Origin of the sequence: Ensifer sp. NM-2 (assembly GCF_003024455.1) — a bacterium.
GTDB lineage: Bacteria > Pseudomonadota > Alphaproteobacteria > Rhizobiales > Rhizobiaceae > Ensifer > Ensifer canadensis.
Genome location: NZ_PVZR01000014.1, coordinates 88,955 through 102,898 on the forward strand (window position 1 = coordinate 88,955; position 13,944 = coordinate 102,898).

Annotated in this window: 12 protein-coding genes; 3 read left to right on the plus strand and 9 right to left on the minus strand. The window is 61.7% G+C overall.

Annotated features, from left to right (window positions below):
- Positions 1-135: 135 nt before the first annotated feature.
- The 3 genes from C6558_RS24660 to C6558_RS24670 form a co-directional block, all read right to left on the minus strand.
- The gene (locus C6558_RS24660) at positions 136-354 is read right to left on the minus strand and encodes a hypothetical protein (RefSeq protein ID WP_057205904.1); all 219 of its coding nucleotides are present in this window, start codon (positions 352-354) and stop codon (positions 136-138) included.
- 33 nt (positions 355-387) lie between these two features.
- On the minus strand, positions 388-2,340 hold the full coding sequence (locus C6558_RS24665) for a hypothetical protein (RefSeq protein WP_057205902.1): 1,953 nt from the start codon (positions 2,338-2,340) through the stop codon (positions 388-390).
- A 521-nt stretch (positions 2,341-2,861) separates the two neighbouring features.
- Entirely contained in the window at positions 2,862-3,329 is a 468-nt protein-coding gene (locus tag C6558_RS24670) for a hypothetical protein (protein ID WP_371412293.1), read from the minus strand.
- Positions 3,330-3,420: 91 nt separating this feature from the next.
- Between C6558_RS24670 and C6558_RS24675 the strand changes: the two genes are divergently transcribed.
- On the plus strand, positions 3,421-3,858 hold the full coding sequence (locus tag C6558_RS24675; RefSeq protein WP_025429699.1) for a hypothetical protein: 438 nt from the start codon (positions 3,421-3,423) through the stop codon (positions 3,856-3,858).
- A gap of 119 nt (positions 3,859-3,977) precedes the next feature.
- On the opposite strand, the gene C6558_RS24680 is transcribed toward C6558_RS24675, so the two are convergent.
- The gene (locus tag C6558_RS24680; protein WP_084815160.1) at positions 3,978-5,312 is read right to left on the minus strand and encodes a PLP-dependent aminotransferase family protein; all 1,335 of its coding nucleotides are present in this window, start codon (positions 5,310-5,312) and stop codon (positions 3,978-3,980) included.
- A gap of 86 nt (positions 5,313-5,398) precedes the next feature.
- On the opposite strand from C6558_RS24680, the gene C6558_RS24685 reads away from it, so the two are divergent.
- Together C6558_RS24685 and C6558_RS24690 are read left to right on the plus strand one after the other, a co-directional pair.
- Positions 5,399-6,415 carry a threonine/serine dehydratase gene (locus C6558_RS24685; protein WP_084815161.1) on the plus strand — a complete coding sequence of 339 codons (1,017 nt, stop codon included), beginning with the start codon at positions 5,399-5,401 and terminating at the stop codon, positions 6,413-6,415.
- A 2-nt stretch (positions 6,416-6,417) separates the two neighbouring features.
- Complete coding sequence (locus C6558_RS24690; protein WP_057206150.1) at positions 6,418-6,831, plus strand: VOC family protein; 414 nt, start codon at positions 6,418-6,420, stop codon at positions 6,829-6,831.
- A 37-nt stretch (positions 6,832-6,868) separates the two neighbouring features.
- On the opposite strand, the gene C6558_RS24695 is transcribed toward C6558_RS24690, so the two are convergent.
- The 5 genes from C6558_RS24695 to C6558_RS24715 form a co-directional block, all read right to left on the minus strand.
- Entirely contained in the window at positions 6,869-8,086 is a 1,218-nt protein-coding gene (locus C6558_RS24695; RefSeq protein ID WP_057212711.1) for a CaiB/BaiF CoA-transferase family protein, read from the minus strand.
- Positions 8,083-9,138 carry an ABC transporter ATP-binding protein gene (locus C6558_RS24700; RefSeq protein ID WP_084815162.1) on the minus strand — a complete coding sequence of 352 codons (1,056 nt, stop codon included), beginning with the start codon at positions 9,136-9,138 and terminating at the stop codon, positions 8,083-8,085. The genes C6558_RS24695 and C6558_RS24700 overlap by 4 nt, the downstream gene beginning before the upstream one ends.
- Before the next feature lie 79 nt (positions 9,139-9,217).
- Positions 9,218-11,326, minus strand: coding sequence for an ADP-ribosylglycohydrolase family protein (locus tag C6558_RS24705; RefSeq protein WP_245317908.1), 2,109 nt, complete (start codon positions 11,324-11,326; stop codon positions 9,218-9,220).
- Between the two features lie 17 nt (positions 11,327-11,343).
- Complete coding sequence (locus tag C6558_RS24710; protein WP_057205892.1) at positions 11,344-12,528, minus strand: ADP-ribosylglycohydrolase family protein; 1,185 nt, start codon at positions 12,526-12,528, stop codon at positions 11,344-11,346.
- The gene (locus tag C6558_RS24715; RefSeq protein WP_225906381.1) at positions 12,515-13,939 is read right to left on the minus strand and encodes an extracellular solute-binding protein; all 1,425 of its coding nucleotides are present in this window, start codon (positions 13,937-13,939) and stop codon (positions 12,515-12,517) included. Before C6558_RS24715 ends, C6558_RS24710 begins: the two co-directional genes overlap by 14 nt.
- Between the last annotated feature and the right edge of the window lie 5 nt (positions 13,940-13,944).

The window sequence follows — 13,944 nt, forward strand, 5'->3', positions numbered from 1 at the left end:
CGCCAGCAGTCCAAACTCGGGGCGTACCAAGTCACGCCGAGGCTTCACACCAGCATTGCGCTGCACCTTGACCCCATGGCCGAGACAATCCACGCCTTCAGCCAGGCTTGTGCTGCCGTTTTTTAAGCCGGCGCCCTACCCTTCGTAGTGCCCCGACGACGCGGCGGCAGCCGACTTGACGACCAACGCCACGTCGGCCCCCTTGATCACGCTCACCCCGGCGGCACGTAGATCGGCAACCGTCTTCAGTCCCCCGGCCTTCGGTGAATCCAGCGGCTCGACGCTGCGAGCCTTCAGATCGACAATCCAAAGGCCGTCCTCACCTTCGATACCTATCACAACAACTTTGGCCATCCGTATTCCCCTCTCACTATGGATCTGCTCGGTCTAAAATCCTGCCCTCTTCAAGCCTTCTCTGTAGAGGTCCTTGTGCCATTGTTCCTTGCTGGGAACGGCGGCAAGCCACGTGTCCAGGTCGAAATTGGGGTTGGCTTCGCGCACCCGGCGAACAAAGACACGCGCTCTGTCCCTATGGCCCAACATCGCCCAGTTCGCGGCCGAGAGCCTGTCGGCCAGGCTCGGATCGGCCATACGTCCGATGTAATCCAGCGATGTCTCGAATTCACTCAACGCGTAGTTCGCACCTGCGGCGGTCCAGAGATAGGAGTCCGGGCTCAACGGATTGAGCTCAATCGCATGTTCGATCTTTTCCAACGCCTTGCCGGGAAGCGAGCAATGGACGAGTGTATCGGCATGGTCGGCAATGATATCGGCATAATGGGGACCAAGCGTCTCCGCGAGTTCCATTGCTTCCGCGCTTTCATCGAAAGCCCCCTGCAACAGCTTGGCCACGCCGAACTCGCGATAGCCGTCTGCCAGATTCCGGCGGGCCCCGATGGCACGCGTAGCAAACACCTCGGCCGCCTTCAGCAGTTCGAGGTCGCCACGTGCCGTCAGCAGCCATTCCTTTGAGTAGGTCCTGGCGATCGAACTCAGCGCCGGCGCAAAATCGGCGCTCGCATGGAGTGCGGTCTTCATCTCCTTGCGGGCGCGCCGCAGGTCCGGCAGCGTCAGCCGGTTCAGGTGCCGTCGTCCCACGAGATAGCTGTGGTACGCTGCCGGATTCAGCTCGCGATAAAGACGCGCCGCCTCATGCCGCTCGATCTCGCTTGAAACCGAAAGCGCGATGTTTCGTGCGATCACACGCCGGGTGGCGACGAGTTCCGGATGGCTCAGGCTGAACCTTTCCGCCCACACGACTTCATTATCGGGAAAGAAGATGAGCTGGACGAACAACGTCCCTTCGCTTGTCTGACTGCTGATCCGGCTGTCGAGGATGTAGTTCAGAGAAAATCGCTCAAAGAAATCAGCCTGGTCCTCAAGCTGGCGCCCGATCCGGACGGCAGAATGGTGGGCGATCACCTGAAGGCTGTTGAAGGCGCAAAACCCGATGGTGATGTCCTCGATCAGGGCGCTCGCGATGAAGCCAAAGTCCGGGCGCCCGACATAGTCGCTTGGAGGCAACAGCACCAGACGAGGGATTGCATGACGGTGCGTTTGTCCAGATCCAGTCTGAAAATCAGGTTCGGACATGCTGGCGGCACGAGCGTACGGCCGTGCGACCGGTCCAGGTCCGGCATCCCGGCTCGCCAAGGTGTTCACGAGATCGGCACCTCGTGCAAGCGCATCGCGTCGCCTCTCGAGAATTTTCCTGAGGTGGTCGACTTGCTCTTCGGCTTGAAAGATTTCGACAAGCAACTGCAACGTATCGGGATTCGGATCCGCGTATTCCGCCTCGATGAGCAATATCCCCGCATCCTTGAGAACGTCAGCCTCTTCCTCCGAACGCGGCGCGCGCGCCGCTTTTCGCAACAAAGCTTTGAGAAGGGTATTTTGGCGGTCTTTCTGTTCCGCGAGCCAGCCATAAAAAGCGCGGCTCTGACAGCCGACCGCCCCCAGGAATGACCTGTGCATCAGCGTTGCAAGGCTGCGGAGCTGGGGCAAGGGATCGGCTATTTCGCTATCGGTCGCCGGATCCATGTCCGATGACAACGACGCGCGATCCATATGGATCATGCTACTGGTAAAGGAGAGGAATTGCGCTCCAATTTCGTCCTGGCGGACCTTTATCCTGGAAATCAACTTGCGCATGTTCACGAGCGGAACGGCACTGTCTTCGTTGCCCCACAAGAATGCGGCCATCACCGTTCGGTGTTCGGCTCCATCTTTGGTCGTGAGCAAATAAGCGAGAAGTAACAAACCTTTCTCGGGATAGGCAATTTGCCTTCCCTCTGAATCGACGAGCCTCAAGCCCCCAAAGGTTTGCAGCAAGAAAGCCATTTGTACCTTTAAGCCGTTCCGCCAATATTGATTGGCATCCGCGTGCCGAAAAAAATTCAACAGCAGTATCTAAGCCCTTCGGCCACTAATCTAGGAAGCGATTGGACAAACGATTGCGCGACAGAGTTTGTCTTAATACCTCACGCAATTCAACCGGGAATTTACTGTGGGAGAAGGGAGTTTCCATAGCTTACCAGCACCAATGGGTAATCGACAGGCGGTCTATTCTACGTTCCACTCCAGGTTTTATTCCAATTTTTGACGCAACGACAGGGAATCGCGGCCGATGTCCCGCGGCGAAGGCCCTGATCGCTCTCTGCGTTCATCGAAAGCACCAATGCTGCAGCGGGGCTTGGCTGCTTGGCGCCACGGCTTGACCGAAGACCGCCAATGCACGCTCAGGGTGACTTGGCGCTCCGAGCCTATCGCGCTTGCGCAGTTACGGTTGTCATGCCGGCGGCATGTCCCTGTATCCGGGCACGCGTCAAGGCTCTCGGCACGACCTCAGGGTTGGACGGCGCTTATTCGATACCGGATGCAGCCGGCTCATCCGTTGGATCCGGTTCGGATTGCAACTCCTCCGCCGGCAAATCTCGTCTCAATGTCGCAATCTCTTGTCTGCCCCAGGCTTCGGCTCGATCCATCAGCGAGCGCATCTCGCTGTTGAGAGCATGCGAACGCATGACGTCGTCTGCATGGCTGGTATTGGTGCGCGGATCGTAAAAGCTACCGATGTCCGCACCGGCGGCGCGTCTGGCCTGCTCCAGCTGCGCTCGTAGCTCGGATAGCTCAGCTTTTGCCGCGAAATATCGTCTCATCACGTCGATGAGTTCGCGGTCGCGTGCCTTTGTCTTCATGGAAGCCTCCCTCAATACGCAGCCTGAGTGATCCCACAAGATGTCAAAATCTGGGTACTTCGCCCATGCGGGCGTGTTGCCTGTGGACGGATTGTCGCGGCGCCGGATTGGCAGCGGGTCACGAAGCATCATCGTGATTGGACTTCGCGCCCAACAAGAGTCACGCTTTCGGTAGGGTGAAATGGGCTGGCGCAGAGCATCTATCGTCTAAATGGAGGCAACAATGAAGCACCATACACGCGAGCAATTGCAGGTCTTTGCACAAATCGAACCGGAATGCCGGCCGCTGAGCATGTCTCGCAGGGAACGCCTCGAACGTTGGGCGGAGGTTCTCGAGCAGAGCCCGTCCCGACACTTGGCGACATTGTATGAAACCGAACACCAGTCCGCTGCCGTGCGCGATACATTGCGCAGCGACGGCTCGCCGATCTCCGTCGCGTTCGAAGATACCATGCTGCGTGCCGCAGGCATGGAAAACGACACCTATGGCGAAGCCCTCAGGTTCTTCGAGTTGCGCGACTGGCAGCTGCACGGCGTGATCTGCTACTGCCATTTCGGTGCAACGGTGAACGCGCAGACGGCCGCAGAACTCGTCAGGTCGATCTCGACTGGCGAACGCAGCGGCCTATTCGCCCGGCTGCGCGCGCTGTTCGTCGGCTGACGCGAGCCGCATTTCACCATGTTGTGAGATGCTGCGCGGCAGGATGGTAGTTCGCCGATGTAGAGATGTTGGCGAGATTAAAAGCGCCGGGCCATGCCCCCGCTTGCTTCAAGTCTTCGTCACTCGATCTCGGCGTCGCCAGGCACCGAGGCCAGCAGGGATCGGATCACGTGAAGCCCGCGCTCCAGGTCCTTGAGCGGCGGAGCGGAGATCGCGACGCGCACCGCGTTTGGTGCACGCCCTGGGATGGCACTAAACACGCCCGCAGGCGTGATGGCGACGCCTTGTACAGCTGCCGCCGAAACGAACGCCCCGGCACTCCAGATCTCCGGCAGTTCGAGCCAGATATGAAAGGCGTTGCTTTCCGCCGACGGCGACACGTGGCCGAGAATGCGCGCCGTCAGCAACTGCCGATCGCGCCCATCCTTCCGCTTCAGCTCCGAAACATGGGCGGCTGTGCCGTCAGAGATCCAGGATAGCACCAGGTGCATTGATAGAGACGACGCCATCCAGCCCCCGGCACGCATCACCGCGGCAATGCGATCCTTGACCTGCGGCGGCGCGACGACAATGCCAACGCCAACGCCCGGACCAAGCCGCTTCTGCATGCTGTTGACGTAGACGACACGCTCCGGCGCATAGGCCGCAAGCGGTGCCGCGTCGGAAAGGAATGCAAAGGCAGCGTCCTCGATGCAGAGCAGCCCGGTCTCCTCGAGCGCCTCGGCGAGGGCAGTTCGTCGTGCGTGCGACATCGAAAAACCGAGCGGGTTATGGATAGTCGGCTGGATGTAGATCGCATCGAGCGGCTTCGCACGATGCACCCTGATAAGCGCCGCAACGTCGACGCCGTCACCGTCGATCTCAAGCGGCACGAGCTGCAAGCCGAGCCGAGCCGCCATGCGGATGACCGAGGGATAGGTCAACGGCTCGACGCCGATGCGATCGCCAGGCTTGCAGACAGCTGCCATGGCGCATGCAATCGCTTGGCGTCCTCCACCGGCAAGAAGGATGCCGTCAGGCCTCGGGGACCAATGATCGTGCACGAGATGGCGCGTGACGATCTCGCCGGCGCCCTTTGGCCCGAAGGGACCGAGAGCGTCCATGGCGTCAAAGAGTGTTGCCGGGTTGGCCATGTTCTTGAACGCCGGCGCCATCAGGGCCGCCTGCTGCAGGGAACCCGATGTCGCCAGTTGCAAATCGATCGGCGCGTCGGCGATCTCACTAATCCGCGCAGATTGCAGCCGGTCCGGCGTCCTGACGAAGGTCCCACGCCCGACTTCGCCGATAACCAGACCGCGGCGAACGAGTTCGGCATAAACACGGCTGGCGGTCGAGACCGCTATTCCTCTCTCATAGGCAAAGGTTCTTTGCGGCTGCAGCCGCGAACCGGGCGGCAGCTTTCCAGAGGCGATCTCGCTGGCGACAACGTCGGCGACGGCGCGGTAATCCAGCATCTCAAATGCTCCGAGGGCAATAAACCAATTGAACTCTTATGACATCGGTGCATTTGTAAAACAAATTGCAGCGCCGGATCAACGTCATGCCATTCTCCACCGTCCCGACAACTTCCCTGCCAACTCTACACGATGTCGAAGCGGCCGCCCGCCGTATCGGCAAATACTGCATCGAGACGCCCCTGCTGGAATCGCAATATCTCAACCAGAAACATGGTGGCCGGTTGCTGCTCAAGGCTGAAAGCCTGCAGGTCACGGGTTCGTTCAAGCTGCGTGGCGCGGTCAACAGGGTGGGGTCGCTGACCGACGACGAACGGCGGCGTGGCGTCGTCGCCCGGTCTTCCGGCAATCACGGCCTTGCGATTGCCTATTGCGCCGGCCTGATGGGCACATCAGCCGTGGTCGTCGTGCCGGAGACCGCACCGGCGGCAAAGGCCGAACGGATCGCGGCCTATGGAGCACGCGTCGTGAAGGTTCCGATGAAAGACCTCGCCGACGTGGCAGCTGAAATCACGCGTCGCGAGGATCGGGTGCTTATACCGCCGGCCGACGATTTCTGGGTGGTTGCCGGTGCCGGCACCGTCGCGCTTGAAATGGCGGAACAGGCCGCGAGGCTGAATGCCCAGATCGATGTATTGCTGACCTGCTGCTCCGGCGGCGGACTGACCGCCGGTTGCCTGCTGGGGTTGAGCAAGGCGTCTCCGTCCACCAAGGTTTATGGCGTCGAGGCCGTTGGGTTCGAGAAGATGGCGAAATCGCTCGCAGCCGGCAAACGCATCAACCTGGCACCAGGCGGCCATTCGATCTGCGACGCCATCAGCGGGCTCTACATGGCAGAGATTCCCTTCGAGATCATCAGACCTGATCTGGCCGGTACGCTTGCTGTCACGGATGACGAAGCAAAGGAGGCCATGCGCGTGGCCTTCAGCGAATTCGGCTTGGCTCTCGAGCCTGGAAGCGCTGTCGCGTTGGCGGCTGTGCTCGCCCGCAAGATACCGCTCGAGGGACGTACGTTTGCCGTCACGCTATCCGGCCGGAACGTCGATTTGGATCTTGCCGGCGCCATCCTGGCGAGTGGAGAGCCAACGGTCGGCAGGGCATGAACATGTTCAGCCACGTCACGGTTGGTTGCAGCGACCTTGATCGTGCCTCCGTCTTCTACGACGCCGTTCTCGCGCCTCTTGGTCTTGTCAGGCGAACAGTTGCTCCGGATGGCGGACCGGCTGCAGCGTGCTGGATCGCATCAGGTCAGGCATTGCCGCGCTTCTACGTCTATGAGCCGTTCGACAGGAAGCCTGCCAGTGTGGGAAACGGTAGCATGGTCGCATTTCTCGCGCCGACACCTGCGGCGGTCGACCAGGCCCATGCTGCCGGCCTTGCGGCCGGCGGTACGGACGAGGGCGTTCCCGGTCCGAGGCCGCACTATGGAGATGGCTACTACGGTGCATATCTGCGCGACCCCGACGGCAACAAGGTGCATGTCGTCTGTAGAGATGACCTTCTGCCCCTTTTACCGTAACGGTCCGAATGGCCGGCGCGTAAAGCGGGACGCAGCCTTATCGGCCTGCTCCGGCAACGATCGCCGCCGCTATCGTGGCATTAAACCCCACTTCTGCCAGCACCTCGGCCGTATGTTCACCAAGCGCCGGTGCCGGACGCCGGAAGCGTCCCGGTGTTTCGGACATGCGCGGCACGATGTTGTGCATGGGCAGCGCACCGTGCTCCGCATCATCCAGCGATACGATCACCTCGCGCTCGGCAAAATGTGCGTCCTCGGTGGCGTCGGCAATGTTGTAGATCGGCCCGACCGTTGCGCCACTGTCGCGCATGGTGGCAAGGGCTTCGTCATGCGAGCGCACGGCAAACCAGGCTCCGATGGCGTCATCGACCAGATCGCGATGCTTGAGGCGTTCGCTGTTGGAGCGGAAGCGCGGATCATCGTTCATGTCGGCCCGGCCGATGATCTCGAATATCCGCCGGGCGACCGCCGGCGTCGAACCGGAGAGCGCGACGTATTTGCCATCGGCGCAGCGGTAGACGTTGCGCGGGCATGCGGTGTTCGAGGCGCTGCCGATGCGTTCCTTGACCGTGCCGTTGAGCGCGTAGATGCCGGCCTCGGGGCCAAGCACGGAAAAGATCGGCTCCAGCAGCGACAGGTCGATGACCTGCCCGCGCGCTCTGCCCTTTTCGCGCGCAAAGAGCGCCGTCATCGTCGCCGACATGCCGTAGACACCGGCGATCATGTCGGCGAGCGCGAGCGGCGGCAGCACAGGTTCGCGGTCGGGAAAACCGGTGCGGTAGGCATAGCCGCTCATGCCTTCGACGATGGTGCCGAAGCCGGGAAATTCCGCATAGGGGCCTGTCTGCCCGAAACCGGATATGCGCACGACGACGAGATCGGGATTGCGCGCGAGCAGCGCCTCCGGGCCAAAGCCCATCTGTTCGAGCGTTCCCGGGCGAAAATTCTCGATGAAGACGTCGGCGCTCGCAACCAGCGCCCAGAGTGCCTCGCGGTCGGCCGTTTCGCGCAAATTCAGGACGACAGAGCGCTTGTTGCGCCCATAGGTCTTCCAGAACAGCGACAGGCCTTCGTCTTTCCATTCGCGCAGCGGATCACCGGCCGGCGGTTCGATCTTGATCACGTCGGCGCCGAAATCGGCAAGCTGCAGCGACAACATGTTGCCGGCGACGAGACGCGAAAGGTCGAGAACCTTGACCCCTTCGAGAGGCCCCTCGGCGTTCGGATCCCAGTGTTTCCTGGCAAATTCGCTCATTGGATGCGCCCGCCGGTCTTGTCGTCGAACAATAGGATATTGGCGGTGTCGAAACCGATCGTCACGTTCGCGCCCGATTGCAGTAATGCGCTTTCGCCGAGAACCACGGTGATATCCGTGGTCTCGAGTCGCAGCATGACCTCCTGTGCCTCCCCGGTCGGCTCGACCAGCACAACCTCGGCGGCGATGCCGTTGTCGGCAAGCTGGATGTGTTGCGGGCGGATGCCGTAGACGACCTTGCGCCCCTGTGCGAGCCCATGGCCCGAAGGCAGCGGCAGGCGGGCGTCGTCGGCAAGCCGTAGCATCTGGCCGTCGACCTCGCCACGCAAGAGGTTGATCTCAGGCGAGCCGATGAAGCTGGCAACGAACAGGTTCTGCGGGTTTTTGTAAAGCTCCAGCGGCGGCCCCATCTGCTCGATCTTGCCGCCGTTCAGAACGACGATCTTGTCGGCCATGGTCATGGCTTCCGTCTGGTCGTGGGTGACGTAGATCGTGGTCTTGCCCAGGCGCTGATGCAGCTTCTTGATCTCGCCGCGCATCTTAACCCGGAGCTTGGCGTCGAGGTTGGAAAGCGGCTCGTCGAAGAGAAATGCACGCGGATCGCGCACGATGGCGCGCCCCATGGCCACACGCTGACGCTGACCGCCCGACAGTTCGCGCGGAAGCCGTTCGAGCAGGTGTTCGAGCCCGAGGATGTCGGCGGCTTCGTTGACGCGGCGACTGATCTCGCTCTTCGAAACACCGGCAAGCTTCAGCGCGAAGCTCATGTTGTCTGCTACCTTCATGTGCGGATAGAGCGCATAGCTCTGGAACACCATGGCAAGGTCGCGCTCCTTGGCCGGCATGTCGTTGACGATGCGTCCGCCGATGGTGATTTCGCCGGCGCTGATGTCTTCCAGCCCGGCGATCATCCGCAGCAGCGTCGACTTTCCGCAACCGGACGGGCCGACTAGGACCACGAATTCGCCGCTGCCCATGTCCAGCGAAATATTATCGAGCACCGACAGGCTGCCGTAACTCTTGCCCACATTCCGCAGTTCGATCTCGGACATGGTCTCTCCTCCCACTTGATACGCCGACGCGGTTCTTGGCCCGCCGGCCCGTTGGACCGGCAGGCAGGATCAAACCCGCTCAGGCGGACTCGATAATCTCGAACGTTCCGACGCTCATGCGACCGAGCGCGCCGAGGCGAAGGCCGGCCATGCCATAGGCAAACTGGTCATCGCTCGCCTCGATCAACGGCTTGCCGTCGATGGCAAAGGACAGCGCATCGCCCTTTACCGAAAACGCGAAACCGTAGCTCTTGCCGAGCTCACGCTTGAACGGGGCGCGCGCGAGAACGGTGGTGCCGAAATCCTCCTTGAGGATGACGACGTCGTCGCCGTCGAAGCCTGCGGCATAGAACCGGCTGGTGCCCTGCACGCGGGCCGTCACCAGTTGCGACGGCCCGGTAAGCGGCTTGATATCCGCCAGGACCTCGACGTCGCGGGCGTAGTAATGGCCCGTCCACATATCGGCATCGCTGGCCGTATGGGCGTGAATGCGGCCGTCCTGCAGCGTCCAGTGACCACGGTTCCAGGTAAAGCGCGAGATCGCACCCCACTCCTGCACTTCGGTCTTGGGGTCGATGACAGTCTTGCCAGCACCCTCGATCTTGAAATCGGCGAGGAACAGGCGGCCGAGGAATTTCAGACGACCGAAGTACTCGACCTGAATGCCGATCTCGTCGATCGCTTCGGCGCCTTCCGGCACGGTGAATGCGTAGTCCTGCCAGCCTTCGTGGTTGGGAACGTGCCACGCACCGGTCTCTTCGATCGCGCCTGACATCGCGCGGCGGATATAGGGCGCGACGCGCAGGTTGCCGTCACCGTTCCACGGATCGAGCCATAGCTTGAACGACACTTTCTGGCCGGCATCGACCAGCGGCGAGAACATCGGACGATAGCGCTCGTCGTCGAAATCGGACCGGCGATAGAACGGCTTCCAGAAGATACGTCCACCCTGGCCGCGCTCGAGCCGGTCAAGCTGGATCTCGAGCGAGCCGCGCGAGCCTTCGGCCTGCCTTTCGGCCGAGCCCTTGAGGCTGATCTGGTTGAAGCCCTCGGTGCGGAAACCATGGGTCGAGCCCGGCAGATCGAAGTCGAAGCGGACGCCACGGCGGGTAAAGTCCTCGAACCAAAGGGCCGGCACATCGTCTTCGCGCAGTTGCAGCGCCAGCACGGTCAGTTCCCGGGCAAAAGACGGAATATCGACGATGTTGATCGAGCCGACGACGCCCGAGGCGACGATGAAGTCGTTGATTGGCTTGCGGTACTTGTGCCAGTTCGGCTGAAGCCCCTGGAACGTGCCTACGATGGCACCGGCATTGCCGGCGTTGCAGTCGGTATCCCAGCCGGCCATGGTCGCGATCTCGGCGGTGCGCGGCAGATCGCCTTCGCCATAAAGGATCGCCATGACAGTGACACCGGCGTTCGGGATGATGTGGCAGACGCCGGGATAGCGGTCATAGCCCCATTCGGCCGTCAGCATGTCACGGCAGGCGCGCCAGTTGCCGGGGCTGGCCTTGTGGAAGTCGATCACGGCCTGCGCAACGCGGGCATAGGTCGATTTTGCGTCAATGGTCGCCATGGCAGCGTCGATCACCTCGGCGATCGACGTCGCCTCGAATGCCTTGGCGATTGCGGCAGCGCAGAAGCGGGCGCCATTCAGGCCGTCGCCGTCATGGGCGACGCTTGCCGCACGGGCCGAAGCGTCAGCCGCCTTCTGCGGCTCGCCCGGATGCACCCAGCCCCAGCTGTCGATGAAGATCTGGCCGCCGATCTGTTCGGCAACGGTTGCGCCGTTCTGGGCGATCGATCCGGACTGCGGCGCGGGGATGCCGGCGCGCAGGTTGCGGTAGGCGGTGTGTTCGGTCGAGACGCCGAAACCGCCCCACCAGTACATGCCATGCTCTTCGGCGGCATAGTTCACCCAGGTCTTGCCGACATCGGCCGCACTGGCCTTGAGGCCATAGTCGCGCAGAGCACGGATGAAGTAGACCGGGCCGTTGGTGTCGTCATCGGCGGCAAAATTCTTGAAATCGCGCAGGTACTGGGTAACTTCGCCATAGGTCTTCTGGACGCGCTCATAGCTCCAGATCGTCGGTTCGACCGGCGCACCAAGGCGAACGCCAATGGCCTTGCCGATGAAACCGGCATAGATCTTCTCGTAAATCGTCTCTTTGCTGAGCTTGGGCATCATGCGTCTTTCGTTATCAATCAGAATGTGAGGGCAGCGCGGAAGCTGGTCCGCCGGTCGGCTACCGCCTGGTCGGCGGCCTGGATGATGGTCGCCGTTTCGGAGAACCGATCGGCGGAGGCGGTGAGGTCCAGCTTGTTGACATCGTCGAGCAGGGCGTGGTCGGCGGCATCGATGACGCCTTCGCCATGCATCGCGCCAAGAATCGCGCCGGCCATGACGCCGATCGAGTCGGTATCGCGGCCGGAATTGATGCCATCCTCGATCGACCGGCGGAAATCGCCGTCGTTGAACAGGCAGAATCCAAGTGCCAAAGGCAGTTCCTCGATCGAGCCGAGGCGGCTTGGCTGATAGGCGGCAGTCAGCCGCCCTGCCTTGGCGGGCGTGTGGTTGACGTCGTCGCCCATGGGAGAATAGGGCGCGATGGCCGCATGAAACGCGGCAACGACGGTCTGATAGTCCGCACCCTGCGCCTTGAGCTTGCGGGCAACTTCGGCGATGTCAGCAATGGCGTTGCGCGTGCCGTCCTTGGCCAGTGCCAGAACCGCTTCGATCACGCCTTCGATATCCGTTCCCGGGATGAAGGCCGCGGCGACTGCGGCGGCAAACGCGCCGGCAGCTTCAAGCCCGAAGCTTTCCTGGTGGCCGGAGGCGAATGCGATCGCCTCGTCATAGGCGGCCTTCGGATCGCAGGCATTGACGACGCCGATCGGCGCCACATACATCGCCGCGCCGCAATTGACCATGTTGCCGATGCCACCTTGGCGCGGATCGCACGAGGTAAGCTGGTGGCGCTGGAATATCCACTTCTCGGGATAGAACAGCCGCTCGATCAGCATCGCTTCGCGCTGCAGTTCCGGCACGTAGCGCGGCACCCAGGCGATCTGCTTGACCATGCCGTCGGCCATGTCCCAGGCATCGAGATGCCTGCGGACCTCGCCATAGATATCCATCAGGCAGAGCGTCATCAGCGTGTCGTCGGTGACGATGCCGTTGCCGCGCACCCGGCCGTTGCGGGCCGTGGCATCCAGCGACATCTTGTGCCACTCGGTGTTAAGCGACGTCACCCGCCCATACCTGGCCGCGATCTCCGCGGCCGGCAGCTTTTCAACCGGCGCCCCCATGGCGTCGCCGAGCGCGACGCCATGGATGAGCGCGCGGACCCTCCCCTTCAGGGAGAGCCCTTGAACGCTACTTTTCTGCATCTAGAACTGTCCTTGCATACTCGTTGAGACGTTTTCCCCCTGCCGCTTCCCACTCCGCGACATACTGGTCCCACTGATCCATCTTGGCGGCGCCGGAGATGAACTTGTAGACCCAGGACCGATAGACGTTTTCGGTCGCGTCGAGATCGGCCGCGTAGTCCGCCGGCCACACGAAGGTGTTGTCCGGCTTGAAGTCCTTCTGGATCGTCGCCAGCGACTGCTGCGCCGCTTCGGACTGCCAAACGACGGGTGGGGTCCAGTTGGCCGCAACCATGAAACGGGCGTACCATGTCGCGATCTTGTCGGTGACTTTGTAGCTGTCGCCGTCCTTGGTGTATTCCTGACCCTCGAAGCCGAGGCGATCGAACATCTGGCCTTCGGGGCTCGCCATGAAGTCGAGCAGCTTCATCACTTCGGCCTTGTGCTCGGAGATGGCGGAAATCGCCAGCCCGCGCGATTCCTTGGAGACGTCGACCGCTGCAAGGCCCTGCCCGCCCGGTCCCTTCGGTGGCGCCAGAAGCACCAGTTCGGTACCCGGATGGACCTGGCGCATCTTGCCGCCATAGATGTCGATGACTTCGCCGGAGGAGCCGAAGATCACGCCCGCCCGGCCGGTGTAGAACTTGTCTTCCTTCACGTCGAACTTGGTGGTGATGTATTCGGGATCGTAGAGGCCCTGCTCGCGCAGCGAGGCGTAGAAGGCGATCTTATCCTTCTCTTGGGAGGTGATGCGCGACTGCACCCACTCACCGCCTGCGTTCTTCATCCAGGTTCCGGTGATGCCGAAGGCCTGGTTGAAGATCGAATCGAGCTCGTTGGTGTTGTCGGCCGTGGTCACGCCGTAGCTGTCGGCGACGCCATTGCCGTCGAGATCACCGTCCTTGATGGCCTTGAACAAAGTCACATAGTCTTCGACGGTTTCGGGCGCCTTGAGGCCGGTCTTTTCCAGCCAGTCCTTGCGGATCACCGGCTGGGGTCCGCGTACCGGATAGACGTAGAGCAGGTAGGGATAGTTCTTGAGGCGCTCGACATTGTGCGGCCACAGCGCGTCCTTCAGGTACTTGGTGTCGGCCAACATCGGGCCGAGGTCTTCAAGCACGCCCTGCTCGACCATCTTGGCGTCGCCACCCTGAAAATAGATCAGGTCGGGGATATCGCCCGAAAGCAGCATGACCGACAGCTTGTCGGCATAGCCGGAAGACGGCAGGTCGACGAGTTCGATGTCGAGATCGGTGCCCTGCGCCCGGAGCGCTTCCTCAATACGCTGCAGGTGCTTGACGTCGTCTGGGTTGGATGGGGTGAAGTCCTTGGACACAACCCGGATCTTGACCGGTTCGGCCATTGTCGGGGCGGCAGCACCAAGGCTGAGCGCCAGGGCTGTCGATGCCAGCAGGACCATTTTTCTAAGCATTTCGT

What these genes read in the sequence shown, in the direction of transcription:
- C6558_RS24660 (WP_057205904.1), bottom strand. Translation starts at nt 354, where the DNA reads ATGGCCAAAGTTGTTGTGATAGGTATCGAAGGTGAGGACGGCCTTTGG.
- C6558_RS24665 (WP_057205902.1), bottom strand. Translation starts at nt 2,340, where the DNA reads ATGGCTTTCTTGCTGCAAACCTTTGGGGGCTTGAGGCTCGTCGATTCA.
- C6558_RS24670 (WP_371412293.1), bottom strand. Translation starts at nt 3,329, where the DNA reads ATGATGCTTCGTGACCCGCTGCCAATCCGGCGCCGCGACAATCCGTCC.
- C6558_RS24675 (WP_025429699.1), top strand. Translation starts at nt 3,421, where the DNA reads ATGAAGCACCATACACGCGAGCAATTGCAGGTCTTTGCACAAATCGAA.
- C6558_RS24680 (WP_084815160.1), bottom strand. Translation starts at nt 5,312, where the DNA reads ATGCTGGATTACCGCGCCGTCGCCGACGTTGTCGCCAGCGAGATCGCC.
- C6558_RS24685 (WP_084815161.1), top strand. Translation starts at nt 5,399, where the DNA reads ATGCCATTCTCCACCGTCCCGACAACTTCCCTGCCAACTCTACACGAT.
- C6558_RS24690 (WP_057206150.1), top strand. Translation starts at nt 6,418, where the DNA reads ATGTTCAGCCACGTCACGGTTGGTTGCAGCGACCTTGATCGTGCCTCC.
- C6558_RS24695 (WP_057212711.1), bottom strand. Translation starts at nt 8,086, where the DNA reads ATGAGCGAATTTGCCAGGAAACACTGGGATCCGAACGCCGAGGGGCCT.
- C6558_RS24700 (WP_084815162.1), bottom strand. Translation starts at nt 9,138, where the DNA reads ATGTCCGAGATCGAACTGCGGAATGTGGGCAAGAGTTACGGCAGCCTG.
- C6558_RS24705 (WP_245317908.1), bottom strand. Translation starts at nt 11,326, where the DNA reads ATGATGCCCAAGCTCAGCAAAGAGACGATTTACGAGAAGATCTATGCC.
- C6558_RS24710 (WP_057205892.1), bottom strand. Translation starts at nt 12,528, where the DNA reads ATGCAGAAAAGTAGCGTTCAAGGGCTCTCCCTGAAGGGGAGGGTCCGC.
- C6558_RS24715 (WP_225906381.1), bottom strand. Translation starts at nt 13,939, where the DNA reads ATGCTTAGAAAAATGGTCCTGCTGGCATCGACAGCCCTGGCGCTCAGC.